13 protein-coding genes are annotated in these 14,847 nt (G+C 47.8%); 9 read left to right on the top strand and 4 right to left on the bottom strand.

Annotated elements, in window-relative coordinates; translation table 11 throughout:
* The first annotated feature begins 1 nt into the window (after window position 1).
* Window positions 2–1,861 (top strand): sensor domain-containing diguanylate cyclase, encoded by a 1,860-nt coding sequence (locus MED92_RS18585; protein WP_007021656.1) that lies wholly within the window; start codon window positions 2–4, stop codon window positions 1,859–1,861.
* On the opposite strand, the gene MED92_RS11190 is transcribed toward MED92_RS18585, so the two are convergent.
* From MED92_RS11190 to MED92_RS11180, 3 genes are all read right to left on the bottom strand, one after another.
* On the bottom strand, window positions 1,839–2,669 hold the full coding sequence (locus MED92_RS11190; RefSeq protein ID WP_007021655.1) for a metallophosphoesterase family protein: 831 nt from the start codon (window positions 2,667–2,669) through the stop codon (window positions 1,839–1,841). The genes MED92_RS18585 and MED92_RS11190 overlap by 23 nt on opposite strands.
* Window positions 2,670–2,687: 18 nt before the next feature.
* Entirely contained in the window at window positions 2,688–4,067 is a 1,380-nt protein-coding gene (locus MED92_RS11185; RefSeq protein ID WP_007021654.1) for an SLC5/6 family protein, read from the bottom strand.
* 82 nt (window positions 4,068–4,149) lie between these two features.
* On the bottom strand, window positions 4,150–4,746 hold the full coding sequence (locus tag MED92_RS11180; protein WP_007021653.1) for an acyl carrier protein phosphodiesterase: 597 nt from the start codon (window positions 4,744–4,746) through the stop codon (window positions 4,150–4,152).
* A gap of 118 nt (window positions 4,747–4,864) precedes the next feature.
* Between MED92_RS11180 and MED92_RS11175 the strand changes: the two genes are divergently transcribed.
* The 8 genes from MED92_RS11175 (at window position 4,865) to MED92_RS18575 (ending at window position 14,145) form a co-directional block, all read left to right on the top strand.
* On the top strand, window positions 4,865–5,446 hold the full coding sequence (locus tag MED92_RS11175; protein ID WP_007021652.1) for a TetR/AcrR family transcriptional regulator: 582 nt from the start codon (window positions 4,865–4,867) through the stop codon (window positions 5,444–5,446).
* A 191-nt stretch (window positions 5,447–5,637) separates the two neighbouring features.
* Complete coding sequence (locus MED92_RS11170) at window positions 5,638–6,234, top strand: hypothetical protein (protein ID WP_007021650.1); 597 nt, start codon at window positions 5,638–5,640, stop codon at window positions 6,232–6,234.
* Between the two features lie 13 nt (window positions 6,235–6,247).
* Window positions 6,248–7,114, top strand: a complete 867-nt coding sequence (locus tag MED92_RS11165; protein ID WP_007021649.1) for a sterol desaturase family protein — start codon at window positions 6,248–6,250, stop codon at window positions 7,112–7,114.
* A gap of 1 nt (window position 7,115) precedes the next feature.
* Entirely contained in the window at window positions 7,116–8,252 is a 1,137-nt protein-coding gene (locus MED92_RS11160; protein ID WP_007021648.1) for an aromatic ring-hydroxylating oxygenase subunit alpha, read from the top strand.
* Window positions 8,253–8,675 (top strand): DUF2141 domain-containing protein, encoded by a 423-nt coding sequence (locus MED92_RS18580; RefSeq protein WP_007021647.1) that lies wholly within the window; start codon window positions 8,253–8,255, stop codon window positions 8,673–8,675.
* Between the two features lie 159 nt (window positions 8,676–8,834).
* The gene (locus tag MED92_RS11150; protein ID WP_007021646.1) at window positions 8,835–11,069 is read left to right on the top strand and encodes an EAL domain-containing protein; all 2,235 of its coding nucleotides are present in this window, start codon (window positions 8,835–8,837) and stop codon (window positions 11,067–11,069) included.
* A gap of 28 nt (window positions 11,070–11,097) precedes the next feature.
* The gene (locus tag MED92_RS11145; RefSeq protein WP_007021645.1) at window positions 11,098–12,204 is read left to right on the top strand and encodes an ABC transporter substrate-binding protein; all 1,107 of its coding nucleotides are present in this window, start codon (window positions 11,098–11,100) and stop codon (window positions 12,202–12,204) included.
* Window positions 12,205–12,207: 3 nt separating this feature from the next.
* On the top strand, window positions 12,208–14,145 hold the full coding sequence (locus MED92_RS18575) for a sensor histidine kinase (RefSeq protein ID WP_007021644.1): 1,938 nt from the start codon (window positions 12,208–12,210) through the stop codon (window positions 14,143–14,145).
* A gap of 3 nt (window positions 14,146–14,148) precedes the next feature.
* Here MED92_RS18575 and MED92_RS11135 read toward each other — a convergent pair whose 3' ends face one another.
* A complete protein-coding gene (locus tag MED92_RS11135; protein WP_007021643.1) occupies window positions 14,149–14,751 on the bottom strand; it encodes a DUF2799 domain-containing protein in 603 nt (200 codons plus the stop codon).
* Between the last annotated feature and the right edge of the window lie 96 nt (window positions 14,752–14,847).

The raw sequence follows: 14,847 nt of genomic DNA, 5'->3' as shown, positions 1-14,847 counted from the left end.
TATGAAGCGCCCCGGTTTGAAATGGGAATTAATGCTGCTTTGTGTCGTACTGGTAACCATACCTACGACACTCATGGGCGCGCTTGGCTATTACTCTTATCAAAGCTTTGCCGAGTCAGCATTGGAATCACAGCTAAAACAGCGTAGTGAAGAGATGCACGCCCTTGCCAATACGTTTATTGAGCAAAAAGACAGGGTACTCAAACGTGAAGAGGCCCTGGTTTTAAAACGCATAGAATCGATCGCTCTGACCAGCCAACAGGTCTTATTAACCCTTCCCGTTTCCATGAAACCCAAAATAGAAGGTGAAGATCCTGACCCACATCGAATACTGCAAAAACTCTCCGACATTCGCTTGAACCGGGGCGGCCATATATTTTTGCTTGATGACAATAATTCCCCTGTCTTTAACAGCGCCCTATTAGAAAACCACAGTCGCCCGCGCTTTTATAACCACTTTTTAGGTCTCATCGAGGAAGCAATGCCTCTGTTGCTTTCCGGTGAAATCATCTCTATTCGCTACCCCTGGAACCTCACCGAAAAAGGTAACTATCATTACCGCCAAACAGCGCTAGCTTACCTTGAAAACTGGCAGATGGTTTTAGGTGTCACAATCAATGAGACCGATTACAAGAGCACAGCATTTGAGCGTAAGTTGCAAAATCAATTGAGAAACCGATTGGCGATTGAGCGTATCGGCGACCGAGGTTACATATGGGTGTTGAACAGTAAAGGTGAGTACATCGTCTCCAGAGATCATTTGCGGGACGGGGAGAACATGTCCAATGTCATCGACCAGAATGGTCAGTCGCTGGTCCAGTATATGGTCAATCAAGCTATCTCCCAACCGATCGGCGATAGCAAAATGATCTACTATCAGTGGCGCAATATTGGTGAGGAAAAACCGCATCCTAAAGCAGCAGCGGTAACCTACGTTTCTGAATGGGATTGGGTCATCGGCGCCAGCGCTGATCTCGATGAATTTTATGCGGGCCTGAATGATATCCAGAAGCAGATATTCTATATCTGTATCGTTTTTATCCTGCTCAGTTCAGCTATCGCTTATTTCCTGGCCCAGCGTATTACCCATCCAATCGAGTATATTGAGGCACTTGCCACGAAAGCTGCTGACGGAGATCTGAGTGTCAAAGTGGACCGACGCCAGATATCTGAGACTGCGGAAATTCATTCGATGGCGAACGCTTTCAGTACGATGATCACTAATCTGAATCGCCTGGTACTGCAAAAAGAGCGCAATACCGTTGAATTAGCTCGGCAAAATGTCGCCCTTCACGAGTCGGAAGAGAAACTTAAAGCAGCCCTTCAGGCACTCGAAGACGAAAAGCAAAAATTGCATACCCAGGCTATTACCGACCCTCTGACAGGATTACTAAACCGGCGCGGTTTCTCCATCGCAGGGAACAAAGAGTGGCAATACCACCTGCGCACCCGAAACCCGCTGACCATCGCTATGATCGATATTGATTATTTCAAACGAATCAACGATGAACATAGTCACAGTGTGGGGGACGATGTATTAGTTGAACTCGCCAGGCACCTCACAGAACATATGCGCCAAAGTGATCTGGTTGCACGGATTGGCGGAGAGGAGTTTGCCCTGATTCTGAACCAGCCCCTGCCAGAAGCCGAGATCGGTCTGGAGCGCTTACGCGAACTGATTGAGCACAGTCCGGTCACCTCAGCAGATGAACAGATTCACTACACGATTAGTATTGGCGCCGTTGAGGCTTGTCGACGCTTTATAAGCCTAGAGGCGGCACTCGATGCCGCAGACAACAATCTCTACGCGGCTAAACGTCGTGGACGTAACCGTGTCGTTAGCGAATTAAAATCGGCCTGAGCTCAATCGCTTTTCCAGTTTGGCGCTTTTCCTGCTCAGGAAGAATATCCAGGCTAGGCCACAAGCCATTCTGTAAGCAGGTGGCATAAGCAGCACTAATTTCAGCTTTTTTCATGCTCTCGACCGTTTCATTAACCGCATAAGTTAAACGGTGCCAACTGGCCTTAATACCCTCAGCCTGTGGCTCCAGCAACATATACCAGCAATCCGATGTACCATCATTCGCAGGCATACCGATGACCCCGGCATTTAGCCAGTAGCCCTCTGTCGTTTCTGAGACAAAAGGCAGCCCGCTATGCCCCCCAATGATGACTTCAGCTGATACAGACTGTTGCTGCTTCGCCTTGTAACCATGGTCAGTGCTCGCAAAGATAAAATCGTTGATACTGGTAACGCTGCCATGAAGCACATGGAACTGCCGACCTGATAAAGAGAACCTTAACTGTCGGGGTAACCCGCCCATCCAGAATTTCTGCTCTGGGCTCACCCTGTTGTTCGCATAGGCATACCACTGCACAGATAACAACGAACAGGCAGAACCTTCATCAAACCCACAACCGCAATCCGGTGCACTGGCGGCCAGGGATTCTTCACAATTCCCCATCACCACATGACAGCCCCACTCCCGAATAAGTGAAACGGTCTCAGTTGGATCAGCACAATACGCAACCAGATCACCGGTACAGATAACCGATGCAGCAGGTATACCCTGCTGCTCAGCGATCCGTTTCATCTCACGCGTGGCCGACAAATTACTATAGGGCCCGCCAAAAACCAGAACAGGCCCATTCAGTTCACCCAGATCCATCTTTTACCTTCTTAATCTTCAACCACTAACAACAGCTTCAGCTTGTTTCTCGGTTGCTCCGCCAATCATAAACAGCAGACATCCACCGACCATCACAACAATACAGATCCATAACAGCTTGGTATATTTATGTGCGTCCCCTAACAGCTGGCTATGCCCCGAGGACTCAGTGAAATACAGCAGCGCGCCCAGCAGCGCCAGCGCAAAGCTGCCCAGATAACTCCAAACAGGGATATTTCTGCGATTCCCCCATAAACTGAAGAAAATCACAGGCACCAGGTACATAGAAGCCGTACCACTGACCGCCACAGCACTGAACAGGTCCTTATTCCCCAGGAACACCATCGCTAATCCTGCCAGCATAAACAGTGCCATCGCTATGCGACCATTTCGCAAGTTAACCGACATAATACGCATATCAACCACCAGCATTTTTGCCGAACTGGTCAGGGTGCTATCCAGAGTGGACATGGCCGATATCACTAAAGACGCACTAAACAGGAACATAGGGACCTCACCCAACAAACGGGTCAATACCTGATTCATATCCTCGCCATCCAGCGCATTACTGCCAGCCACGACCCCCAAGGAACCGAAGGCGATAATGCAAAGGCTGCTAATCCAGCCCGCATGGAGGAAACTACGGCGTGTCGTTTCGCGATCGGCAAGGAAACCGCGGTCCATCATCACAGGATCATGCATTGGGTAGCTCCACACCTGTAGCAGTGCAACTGCCAGTAGGATTGGGCCAGGCTCTGAAATATCGAAGGGTTTGAAACTTAACAACTCAGAAGAGTAGTGCCCCCCGCCCGCAACGAGGACTAGCAACAAGCCCAGCACCACCAGGAAAATCACCATCTGGTAGAAATCAGTACGCAAAGAAGCATGCAGCCCGCCCAACATGGAATAGAGTAGTGTTACAGCAGCTAAGCCGACTACCGCTAAGGTATATGAGCTCGTTCCAGCGGCACCAAACAAAATGCCGATAACCAGAAGGTTGGCAAAGACTTCACTCACTAGGCGAACACCGATCACAAAGTTATAACAGCGTGTTCCCCAACTACCAAAGCGATCTGCGAGAAAGGCCTGAACACTGTCATAGCCCTGCTCAAAGCGCAGATGATCAATGATACGCCCACCTGTGAGGAAGGAGAGGTAATAGGCAGCATAAGCAAGTGCTCCCCAGATACCGTAATAAAACCCCAGAATAGCCGCGTTTAACAGGGAGCGGGCAAAGATCCAGGTGGTGACCTGAGAAAAGATCAGGGTCAGCAGTTCAGGCGCTCTTCCATCCTGAGAATGCCCCCGATAAAAACCCTGCTCATGGGTTACACGTCTTGATAAGAGTACAGAGATAAGTGCCAGAGCAGAGACTAAACCTGCCAGCCAGATTTCCATTGCAGATCCACCAGTTGAAGAGTTAATTGTGAAGCTAAGACAAAGATAAACGGGCAGGGTTCCACACAACCGCGATGTTGGCTCAAATCGCGGATTCCACCTCTGGTCCACGACAACGAACTTCATCAATGAGTTCAGGCATAAATCTCAGAAATGATGCTTCAATCTCTTCATCAAGTACTTTTAGTTCATCAACAGCACCCGCAAAGTTATTAGCAAAGCGAATACGTTCAGCAATACGATCCAGCGCGAAACCGACACCTTCCAGCGTAGCGTAAGAAGAAAACCAGTCATGTTCTGCTACACGTGCAGTGACCTGTTGCATCCTTTCAGGCATCAATACCTGCCCTTCTCGCAGCGAGCCATAATAATCCTTGCAACAATCTGCAAACGGCCGAGCACTAAACACCTGCCAGTGCTTTATCAGATAATGGTCAAATGCCATATCCAGCATGATTCCAGCAAACCTTCGACGTTGCCTGGAAATACACCCTTTAAGCCTGGCAACTTCAGGGTGATGATCGGTAAAACGATCAACCAAACGGTGGTTTTGCAAACCCGCATAAACTCGCGGTGATAAAGTGGTTTGATCCACCCCTCTTGAGAAATCCCCCAGAAGATTTCCCACCCGGGATTCGGTATCAGCTTTGGCAAGAAAAAGATGAGCGAGATAGTTCATATTCGAATCTTACCTCAGGACAGAAGATTTTTTCAGAACAAGTTTATTGTCATATTTGACAATTTACAATCATCTACAATAAACTACCAACAATGACAATTTACTAATTGAGGCAACGATGGGTCGTCCGAGCAAAAAACAGGAACGCACAGAAGAGATCTTGCAGGCCTTCCAGCGCTGCGTTGCACGCTTTGGTTTAGAAGGTAGCAGCCTGGAAAGAATAGCCGAAGAGGCAGGCTTACAGAGAAGTCTGGTTCGCCACTTTGTTGGTAATCGCGATGACTTGATCGCCATGCTGGCCGATCGAGTGATCGCGCAGTCAGATGCTCAATGGTCAGCATTTCTTGAAATTCTTCCCCCTCAAGGTGCGGTAGAAGCCTTGTTGGAAGGTCTGTTCCACGAAGCAACCAGCGATCCTGAATTTGTTCTGGTGATTGAGTCATTGATCTTTGCATCCAGTCAGAAACCCGAGTTACAGCAACTGATGCAACAATGGCTAAAACGCTTTACCGATGATGTCACCGGGATTATCGCTCGCGACTTTCCGCAGAACTCCGCGGAAGATCTCTCCGCCGTCGCATTTGGCATTGTATCGCTGTATTTCAATTTGGATTCCTTGGCACCCATTGGTCTCAACGATCAATATCGGGAACCCGCCTACAAAGCCGCACAACGATTAATTAACTCATTATCCAACTAAGGGAGAACAAACATGGCCTGGACTAGCATACTTGGTATCGCCCTACTGCTTTGGGTGGCATACGATCTATACGCGGGCAGCGTTTGGTTACATCGTGAGTTTTACCGCGCTCAGGAACCTACAGCCTACTGGCTGTTAATCTTGCTGTGGACTGCGGTCGCCGTTTCTTGCTTTTACTGGCAGGTATAACCATGAATAGCATCCAACTGCCCAAACGAAATCCAATTATTCTGCTGCTTTATGCTGTGCTGGTGATGGGGATGTTCAGTTTTATCATCTGGACAAGCCTTCCCTATGACAACCAGGGTAACGCGTTATTTGCAGGCACCTCCAGCCAATCAGAAGGGACCGCTGACAAACAGAGAGTGACTCAACTTACCCCTCTGAATATCGCTGGTATTCAGCAGGTGTTGGATCTTCGGCGCCCCCTTGAGCCGCAATATATCCAGCTTTGGAATCGTTTTGAATCAGCCGATCTGATCTCCGTATTGAATCCTCAAAAGCCGAAGAGGGTCTACCTGGTATTTGGCGAGTACTCAGATACCGATCAAACGGTTTCTGTCGTACTTGGCTACCCCAATCAAAGCGAAGAGAAGCCTAGCTGGAGCAGCATCGATATTTCTCCAGGCACCTACCTGAAGCAGAAAAACACCAGCGTAATTGATGTCTGGAGTGGAGCGGAGTCGTCTGCCAACGCTTTGCTGTTTCGTTCAGATTTTGAGATTTACCAGCTGGACGACCGCTATAAGCTGAAATCACAAACAGCCTTTCTCTCTGTTGCTCAATGAGTGGAGACCCATAATGAATACTGATGAATTTCTTAACTATATCGAATTCATGTCGTTCAATATTTACGACTGGGTACTGGTATTTGCACTGGCATTCCTGGCCTTAGAGCTGCTCAATGATGTTGTCACCAAGCGTTTCACAGGAGAGCGTATGCTGGAAACCTTATCCAGTTGCGTTACCCAGATCCCCTATTACTTGTCTGAAATGTTTATCTTCGGCGCTGCCGTCTACGGTTTCTTTACCATCCATGAAATGATCCCATGGAAGATCCCCGTCAACATGCATACCGCAGCGCTGGTTCTCTTACTCGCCGACCTAACCTATTACATCGAGCACTACTGTATCCACAAAATCCGCCTGTTTTGGCTAGCACACTCGGTTCACCACAGCTCAGGCATGATGAATACGGCTACCGCGTTCCGCTTCAGCCTGTTTGATCCGGTGGTCTCCGTTCTGTTCCACCTGCCTCTGGTATTGATGGGCTTTAACCCTATCCTGATTTTTGCTGCGGAGATTCTGGTTCAGGCTTATCAATTCTGGCTGCATAACGAGATGATTGGCAAACTCGGACCGCTTGAATGGATTCTTAATACCCCATCCCACCACCGGGTGCACCATGGCTCCGATGACAAGTACATCGACAAAAACTTCGCTGGCATTCTGATCATCTGGGACCGTTTATTCGGCACATTTCAGAAAGAGGAAGAGATACCCAAATATGGTCTGACAACGCAGATGACCAGTAAGAACCCGATCACCGTGCAGTTTTATGAGTTTTCTAAACTGTACAAAGATCTGAAATCAGCTAAGGGAGCCGGTGAGTTCTGTAGTTATCTATTTAAAGGGCCAGGCTGGAAGCCTAAATCTGAGGACGCTTAAGATGATCAATCTTCCTAAAGACGCCTATACATCGACGACATGGTTTGAAAAAGAACAGGAAAAAATCTTTGAGCAAAACTGGCAGTTTGCAGGCTTTACCTCAGACCTGAATGAGGCGGGGGAGTTTCTGACCGTGCAGGTCGGGCGAATCAACCTGATCGTAGTTAAAGGCCCTGATCTGAAAATCAGAGCCTTTCATAACCAATGCCGCCACCGTGGAACCCAGTTATTACGTACCTGTGGTAAGGCAGGAAAAGCTTTAACCTGCCCTTACCATGACTGGAGTTACTCTCTGGAAGGTGATCTGTTGTCGGTACCGCAACAACGTGAAGAGTTCCCTGATCTGGATAAGAAGATGCTTGGGCTGCATAGGGCCAGTGTTTCAATATGGAAAGAGATGATCTGGGTCCATCCCGAACCGGCCCCTGAGCCGTTGACAGACTGGCTTGGCGATATCAAAGGCTTAGTCGGCCCCCATCGAGTGGAGGAGCTCATAGAAGACCCAGATTCCGCGACAGAGCATGAGATCAAAGCTAATTGGAAAATCGTGGCTGAGAACTATATAGACGGATACCACTTAGCCCATCTTCATTCCGCAACTTTGAATATGTATGCCCACCAGCAGCAGGAGTGTGGCTTCGTCGGCAAACATTTTGCATTTTATGAGCCCCTAACTGACAAGTATGCCGACAACCTAAAAGAGATGAGTCCGTTACCACCGATAGATCATTTTACCGAAGAGCAACCACTAGGGGCCTATGTGCCGCTGATCTTCCCTAATCTGGGGATCGGCGCAAGTGAAAGTAGCTGGTCAATTTTCCACATTATTCCACTGGCACCCAACCTTACCCGCGTTATCACCCGTACTAAAGTGATGCCAGCATCGGGCTGGGCTTACTTCCGCCAGTCCCAACGAAGCAACAATGCCTTTGCCAGCATGTCAGGAAAATACGCCGAAGGAACGTCTCCTGATGACCCAATGCAGAGCGGTGATTTCATGGCAGAAGATATTTTTGCTTGCGAGCAACAGCAAAAAGCGCTGAATTCCCCCTATTTCTCAGTGGGACCGACAGCACAGAATCAGGAAGCCTCGGTAAGAGACTTCCAGAGCATTATTAACCTGGAAATGGAGCAGTAAATGAAAGCCTATCTAGCCCCGCTCATGCTATCCGTAATGGCTTGCCAGACAGCAGCCAGCAGCCTGGATGTGCAGATTGATGGTATCCGAAGCGCTAAAGGCAAAGTTATTGTATCCCTATTTAGCCAATCCAAAGCCTTTGCTGCGGCCGATATGAATCAAGCTAAAGTTCTGACAATACAGCAGGCAATTCAAGGTAGTATGCGTTTCCGCTTCTCCAACCTATCTGTGGGCGAGTATGCCCTGATTGTCCATCATGACGAAAATGACGACGGCAGGCTGAATGAGAAAGAAGGTATTCCCCTGGAAGGCTATGGGTTTAGTCAAGGCCTGGGTAAACAGGCGGCACCTTCATTTGATGAAGCAAAACTGACTATCAATGAGGGCATGTTTGACAGCCAGGTTCGCCTTATCTACCAATAATATTCGTTATTAAGGGATGATCCTCACCAACCGCGAAAGGCGTATAAATTCAGGATAGATTAATGTAACTTGAGTCATGACTAATATACGGGAATTTTTCCTTTTTTTTCCCAGATCTGTGCTTAACTTAAGAGTATTCATGTCGTCTGAGGGTTGTATATGTCTGATGAGCTCATTGTCTTTGCTGAAGAGGAGAGTAACGAAAATGTTGTCTCAGCAAACCAACTAAGTTCAAGGCCTTGGAAAGTACTGGTCGTCGATGACGATCGGGATGTCCATGAAGCGACAAAGTTTGGTTTAAAAGGTTTGGTGTTCCTTGGTCAGCCTTTAGAGCTACTCCATGCATATTCCGCCAAAGAAGCCACTGAAATTCTTCGAGAGACTCATGAAGTTGCGGTTATCCTGCTCGACGTAGTCATGGAGACTGAAAGTGCAGGTCTCGAGCTGGTAAAGGTGATCCGCGAGGATTTAGGCCGTAAAAGCACCCGCATTATCCTGCGAACAGGTCAGCCAGGCTATGCCCCTGAAATAGAGGTTATCCTCAAATACGATATTAACGATTATAAAAATAAAGCCGATTTAACCCGAACCCGGCTTTATACCTCTGTCACGGCAGCCATTCGCTCTTATTCTGAGATTCAAGCACTAGATACCAGTAGAAAAGGCCTTGAACAGATTGTTCATGCTTCCAGCGAATTGATGTCATTACACGGCATACGTGAATTAGCAAACGGCATTATTACCCAGTTAGCTGCGCTATTAGGTACCCCCGAAGAGGGCATGATCTGCATAAAAAGCTCCCATGATAAGCAGAAAGGTCCCACTACGGCGGACTTTGCCGTGGTCGCAGCCTCCGGGCAACGATCCGTTGCACAGAATGAAGAGGTACTCGAGGACCCCAATATTATGGCGATGCTGTTAGATGCTGCTATGAAGCGACGCAGCGTTGACGGCGGTTCTGATTGTGTTCTCTACTTTCCCAGTGAGTTCCGTGATGACATGATGCTCTATCTTGACCTGCATAGGGCACTGGAAGAAACCGAGCATCAACTACTAGAGGTTTTCTGTAGCAACATTTCGGTCTGCCTGGACAATGCAACGATCCTCGACCGCTTACATAACTACGCCTACTTTGATTCGCTTCTGGGAATTCCAAACCGTGTTTCGTTCGCCCGGTACATCGATAAGATGATGGCAAGTGCCGCGGATGATCAGCTGATCTGCCTGATCGATATCGACCACTTCAGCGGTATAAACGATACCCTGGGAACCAATACCGGTGACGAGCTGCTTAGGCTTGTTGCGCAACGGCTGACTAAAAATCTGCCAGAAGGTACTTTTGTAAGCCGTGTATCCGGTGACACCTTTGGGATAATGGGCTCAGCACACAATCTCTCACCAGAGACGGTCACTGAACTCGTCGAGAAACCATTCACCTTATTTGGTGACGAAATCGTCATCTCCACGACCCAGGGCTTTTACGTGTTGCGTGATGCCAACGTTAGCGGAAATGATGCGATCAAACGGGCCAACATCGCCCTGAAACGGGCCAAAGACATTATCCGCGGTGATGCCGTTGAATACACCCATGAGATAGAGAAAGAAACCCATCAACGCATGCTCATGCTGCAAGGGTTACGCAAAGCCCATGCAGAACATGAACTGTTTATGGTTTACCAGCCACAGATAGATCTGAATACCGGTAAAATTAATGGCCTGGAGGCACTGATTCGTTGGAAAACGCACAATGGCACCATGATCCCCCCCGACCAGTTTATCCCTGTGGCCGAAAGTTCAGGTTTGATTGTTCAGTTGGGTGAATGGATTATGTGTTCAGCCCTGCGGGATCTGGAACATCTGGAGAATCGCTATGCTCTGGGCCTACAGATGGGTATCAACATCTCTCCGGTACAGTTCAGGCACCCTAACTTTCTCAACACCATTAAAACTGAGCTGAACAAATTCAACCTTTCTCGAAATCAGGTCGAATTTGAAATCACTGAATCGGTGGCGATGATGGATATTGATACTGTCCGCGCCACCCTGAAGCAGATCCATGATCTGGGTGCGCAAGTCGCTATCGACGATTTTGGAACCGGCTTTTCCTGTCTGAGTTACCTCGAAACGCTGCACTTTGATCGTCTTAAAATTGATAAGTCGTTTATCGATAAGATGTCCAATGAGAACGCAGGCACCTATATTCCGGAAATGATCATAAACCTTGGACGGGATCTGGACATGTCAGTGATTGCTGAGGGGGTTGAGACACAAGAGCAGGTCAGTCGCCTCAAAGGCCTTAATTGCTTTGAAGCCCAGGGTTATTTCTTCGGTAAACCTATGGATATGAAATCATTAGAGATCTGGTTAGATGGGCATATAGCCAAGCAAGGATAACTCAGACTAAAGCAAATGGAGTTCCAGCATGCTGTCAGGCAAAGGTCGGCTCGCAAGTTTATGTCTGTTCACTCTGCTCGTTGGCTGTGCAGAGGAAGAACCGATTAAAGTAGGCTTCATCGGCGGAACATCTGGCCGGGTGGCCGACCTAGGCACCGCAGGGAGGAATGGCTTTACTTTGGCGCTTGAAGAGCAAAATGCTCGGGGCGGGATCAATGGCCGCAAAATACAGCCCATCTACAAAGATGATCAACAACAGCCGGCTCTCGCCCAAACATTGATAGATGAGCTCATCGCAGAAGAGGTTGACGCAATTATTGGTCCAATGACCAGCGCAATGGCCGTTGCCACAGTAGATCAGATCAATCAGGCTGAAACGCTGATGATGGCTTGCACCGTCACTACAGATCAACTCACCGGCATCGATGATTACTTTATGCGTCCCTTGAGTGCCATCTCTGAACATTCCGGCAAGCTTGCTAAGCTTCTCAATCAATATGAACCTGGAGCATCAAAAGCGGTTGCGATACTGGATTTTGGGAATCGCGCCTACACAGAAAGCTGGTTACAAGGCTTTAAAAAAACCTTCGAGAGCAATGGTGGCGAGCTAGTAGCCACTGAGTCTTATGTTTCTGGTGCGGATAGTAACTTTGTTGGTATCGCCAACACGGCCCTCAAACACAATCCATCCTTAATCCTGCTTTCCATGAATTCGGTGGATGCCGCACTGATTACGAAACAGATCAGGGTTAAAAATCCTGATCTGATCATTGCCTCATCGGAGTGGGCCGGCACTGAGCGATTGATCGAACTCGGTGGGATCTATACTGAGAACATGTATGTCCCGCAATATATCAACCGCTCCAGTAATGACATGGGTTTTATCAATTTCAAAACAACTTTTGAGAAACGTTTCAAAAATGCACCGGGCTTTCCCGGGCTGTTTTGTTATGAAGCGGCCAGAATGGTTTTTCAGGGGATGCAGTCCGACGAGAAAGATTTGAAGCAAGCCATGCTGAATCTTAATAGTTACCAGGGAGTACAAGGGCCCCTGAAACTGGATGCCTATGGTGATGGTAAGAGCAAGACGTTTGTAACACGTGTTGAACAAGGCAAGTTTGTCGTATTGGAATAAACTATGGCAGCGAAGACAACCTTCTGGTCACTACGCGCAATTCTATCTACGCAGTTTCTCATCGTTGCGGCAGTACCTATTGTTATTGCCAGCCTTCTCTCAATTTTTTTACTCCTACCCAGAATCAATCAGAATATTTTCATTAACCAACAGGCCCTTGCCAACTCGATTGCCGGCCAGATCACGACCTATTTAGCCAATGCAGAGTCCGATATTAATGTGCTGGCATCCTTTGCCATGCAAGAGCAAACCTTGTTAACCGAGCAATATGACTTACTGAATATCTATACCAACAACCAAGCGTACTTTAGCGCGATCTATATTACAGACAACAAAGGCCATATCAGAAACATCGGCTTACCTAGCCACCGCCAGTTTATGCGCCAAACCTATTTGAACCTGGATATGAGTAACAGCCACGTATTCAAAGGTATCAAAGAAAGAAATATCGCACAGTGGTCAAACGAATACTTATCTACCATCAGCGGTAGCTTATCGATTGCCTATTCCCAGCCCTTCATTGAAGGCGTGTTGGTCGGGGAGATAGCCATAGAAGAACTGCCAAAGCTCGTTGAGAAGCTGGCAAAGCAAAACAACGTCACGGTTATGGTTCTTGACCAAAACAAGCAACTAATCGCTCACCCTGATGCACAACTAAGCCAGCAGCAGATCAACCTATCCAACCTGGAACTTGTACAAAGGACCGATGCAGGCGAATCTCTTAGCATCCCCTTTGAGTTCGATAATCAGCAATTTATTGGCAGCGCTACCCTGATACCTAACCTTAACTGGATGGTCATTGTTGCCCAACCTCAGAAGCTATTAGAGGGGGAGCAAGCTGCGATCAGGGATATTTTTATCGCGGCCGTGCTGATCGGAATTGTTTCAGCCATGTTTATTGCCCTGTTGTTGACCAAAGAGCTGGTTATGGGTTTTTACGATACGGCCCGCCAGGCCAGATCCCTGGCCCGTGGTAAGTATTCAGAGACACCGCAATATTCACGTATTCTGGAACTCTATAAACTTAGGGAAGACCTGAATAAAACAGGTCAGGAGATTGAGAAGCGCGAGAACCATATTACCCAGCTCAACACCGAATTGGAGCAAAGAGTAGAAGAGCGTACGGAAGATCTACGCCATTCACATGCGGAACTTGAGCAAACCCTTCACGATTTAAAACTGACCCAAGAGCAACTGATCCATTCTGAAAAATTATCCGCTTTAGGCTCGCTGGTCGCAGGCGTTTCCCATGAACTGAATACCCCCATAGGTAACAGCTTGATGGCCGCAACCACACTCAAAGAGAGTGTCGACAAAGTTGTCAAAAAAACAGATCAGAACCAATTAACCAAAAAAGACTTTGACCACTTCATTCATGAATCTTCTGAAGGTAGCGAGATCCTCGTCAAAAACCTGTACAGGGCATCAGAGTTGATTCATAGCTTTAAGCAGGTTGCGGTCGATCAATCCAGCGCGAAAAAGCGCCGCTTCGAACTCGGTCAACACATCAATGAAGTCTTAACCACCCTCCGCCCACAATTGAAAAAAACCCGCATAGAGGTCACTAGCTCATTAGAAGGCACTATCCATCTGGACAGTTTTCCTGGTGCACTTTCCCAGATTTTAACCAATCTTATCCAGAATGCGTTGGTGCATGCTTTCGACGATAAAACCCCAGGGCATATTTCTATCTCTGCGTCTTATCTGGACGATAGGACAGTGGAATTGATCGTGACTGATGACGGTAAGGGGATGACCCAGGATATGATCAATTCAATCTTTGACCCTTTCTATACGACAAAATTAGGCCAGGGAGGAAGCGGGCTGGGGCTGCATATTGTGCATAACCTGATAAGTAATGTGCTTGAAGGGCAGATCTGTGTCCAAAGCGAGCCTGGTAAAGGCACAACCATGAAACTTCACTTCCCTTCAGCGCTCTGACTACTATTCTCGCTGCAAACGGTACAGCGCTTCTCTTTCTAAATGCAGAAGGCTACTTGTTTGCCGATATTCATAGTCTTTATCCGGACGCTGCAGCTCAAGGTCACGGAGCTGCTTCAATAAACGTTGTCGCTCGATTGAAGATAAGCCATCAGCTACCAGTTTGTTTTCCGTTTCTTTAATCTGCTCTTCAAGTGAATCTTGCTGACGCTGCAACTGACTCAGTTCTCGCTCTAGCTTTTTAACTTTCTGCTGCTGGTCATACTGAGCTTTGCCTTTGCGATACATAATGAGAAAAGCAGAATGATCAGGTTCAGGGCACACATAATGATAGGTAGAACCATTCAACCCCAGGCGATAGCCATTATCAGGCTTACAATAAGTTTTCAGCCCCTGCTGACGTCCATTCAGGTAAGCCTGAAGATCCAGTTTAATTTGATATTCTGAGCAAGCTTCCTGATGCTCGGCCAGAACAGACTCAACCTTACCTTGCACCCCATCGCTATACCCAATACCGTGCCAGTCACCAGTCAGGCACTCCTCCTGGCTCAGGCTGGCACAGCCCGATAGGCCGACAACAACACCTAAAATCAGCAGCTTACGCATTTAAACCTTCCCAATTCAGTCGACTATCCAGCTATCATAACCGATAAAGATGAACAGAACGGGAATAACGCACTGTACTTGTTCTTAGGGTTCCGG

Origin of the sequence: Neptuniibacter caesariensis (genome assembly GCF_000153345.1) — a bacterium.
In the GTDB taxonomy this organism is placed as follows: domain Bacteria; phylum Pseudomonadota; class Gammaproteobacteria; order Pseudomonadales; family Balneatricaceae; genus Neptuniibacter; species Neptuniibacter caesariensis.
Note: the sequence above shows the minus strand (reverse complement) of the source record. Positions and strands in the feature narration are given on the sequence as shown.

Excerpts from the sequence above, each read along its gene's own strand:
- MED92_RS11145 (WP_007021645.1), top strand. The coding sequence starts at position 11,098 with ATGCTGTCAGGCAAAGGTCGGCTCGCAAGTTTATGTCTGTTCACTCTG.
- MED92_RS11175 (WP_007021652.1), top strand. The coding sequence starts at position 4,865 with ATGGGTCGTCCGAGCAAAAAACAGGAACGCACAGAAGAGATCTTGCAG.
- MED92_RS18580 (WP_007021647.1), top strand. The coding sequence starts at position 8,253 with ATGAAAGCCTATCTAGCCCCGCTCATGCTATCCGTAATGGCTTGCCAG.
- MED92_RS11165 (WP_007021649.1), top strand. The coding sequence starts at position 6,248 with ATGAATACTGATGAATTTCTTAACTATATCGAATTCATGTCGTTCAAT.
- MED92_RS11170 (WP_007021650.1), top strand. The coding sequence starts at position 5,638 with ATGAATAGCATCCAACTGCCCAAACGAAATCCAATTATTCTGCTGCTT.
- MED92_RS11180 (WP_007021653.1), bottom strand. The coding sequence starts at position 4,746 with ATGAACTATCTCGCTCATCTTTTTCTTGCCAAAGCTGATACCGAATCC.
- MED92_RS11160 (WP_007021648.1), top strand. The coding sequence starts at position 7,116 with ATGATCAATCTTCCTAAAGACGCCTATACATCGACGACATGGTTTGAA.
- MED92_RS11135 (WP_007021643.1), bottom strand. The coding sequence starts at position 14,751 with ATGCGTAAGCTGCTGATTTTAGGTGTTGTTGTCGGCCTATCGGGCTGT.
- MED92_RS11150 (WP_007021646.1), top strand. The coding sequence starts at position 8,835 with ATGTCTGATGAGCTCATTGTCTTTGCTGAAGAGGAGAGTAACGAAAAT.
- MED92_RS18575 (WP_007021644.1), top strand. The coding sequence starts at position 12,208 with ATGGCAGCGAAGACAACCTTCTGGTCACTACGCGCAATTCTATCTACG.
- MED92_RS11190 (WP_007021655.1), bottom strand. The coding sequence starts at position 2,669 with ATGGATCTGGGTGAACTGAATGGGCCTGTTCTGGTTTTTGGCGGGCCC.
- MED92_RS11185 (WP_007021654.1), bottom strand. The coding sequence starts at position 4,067 with ATGGAAATCTGGCTGGCAGGTTTAGTCTCTGCTCTGGCACTTATCTCT.
- MED92_RS18585 (WP_007021656.1), top strand. The coding sequence starts at position 2 with ATGAAGCGCCCCGGTTTGAAATGGGAATTAATGCTGCTTTGTGTCGTA.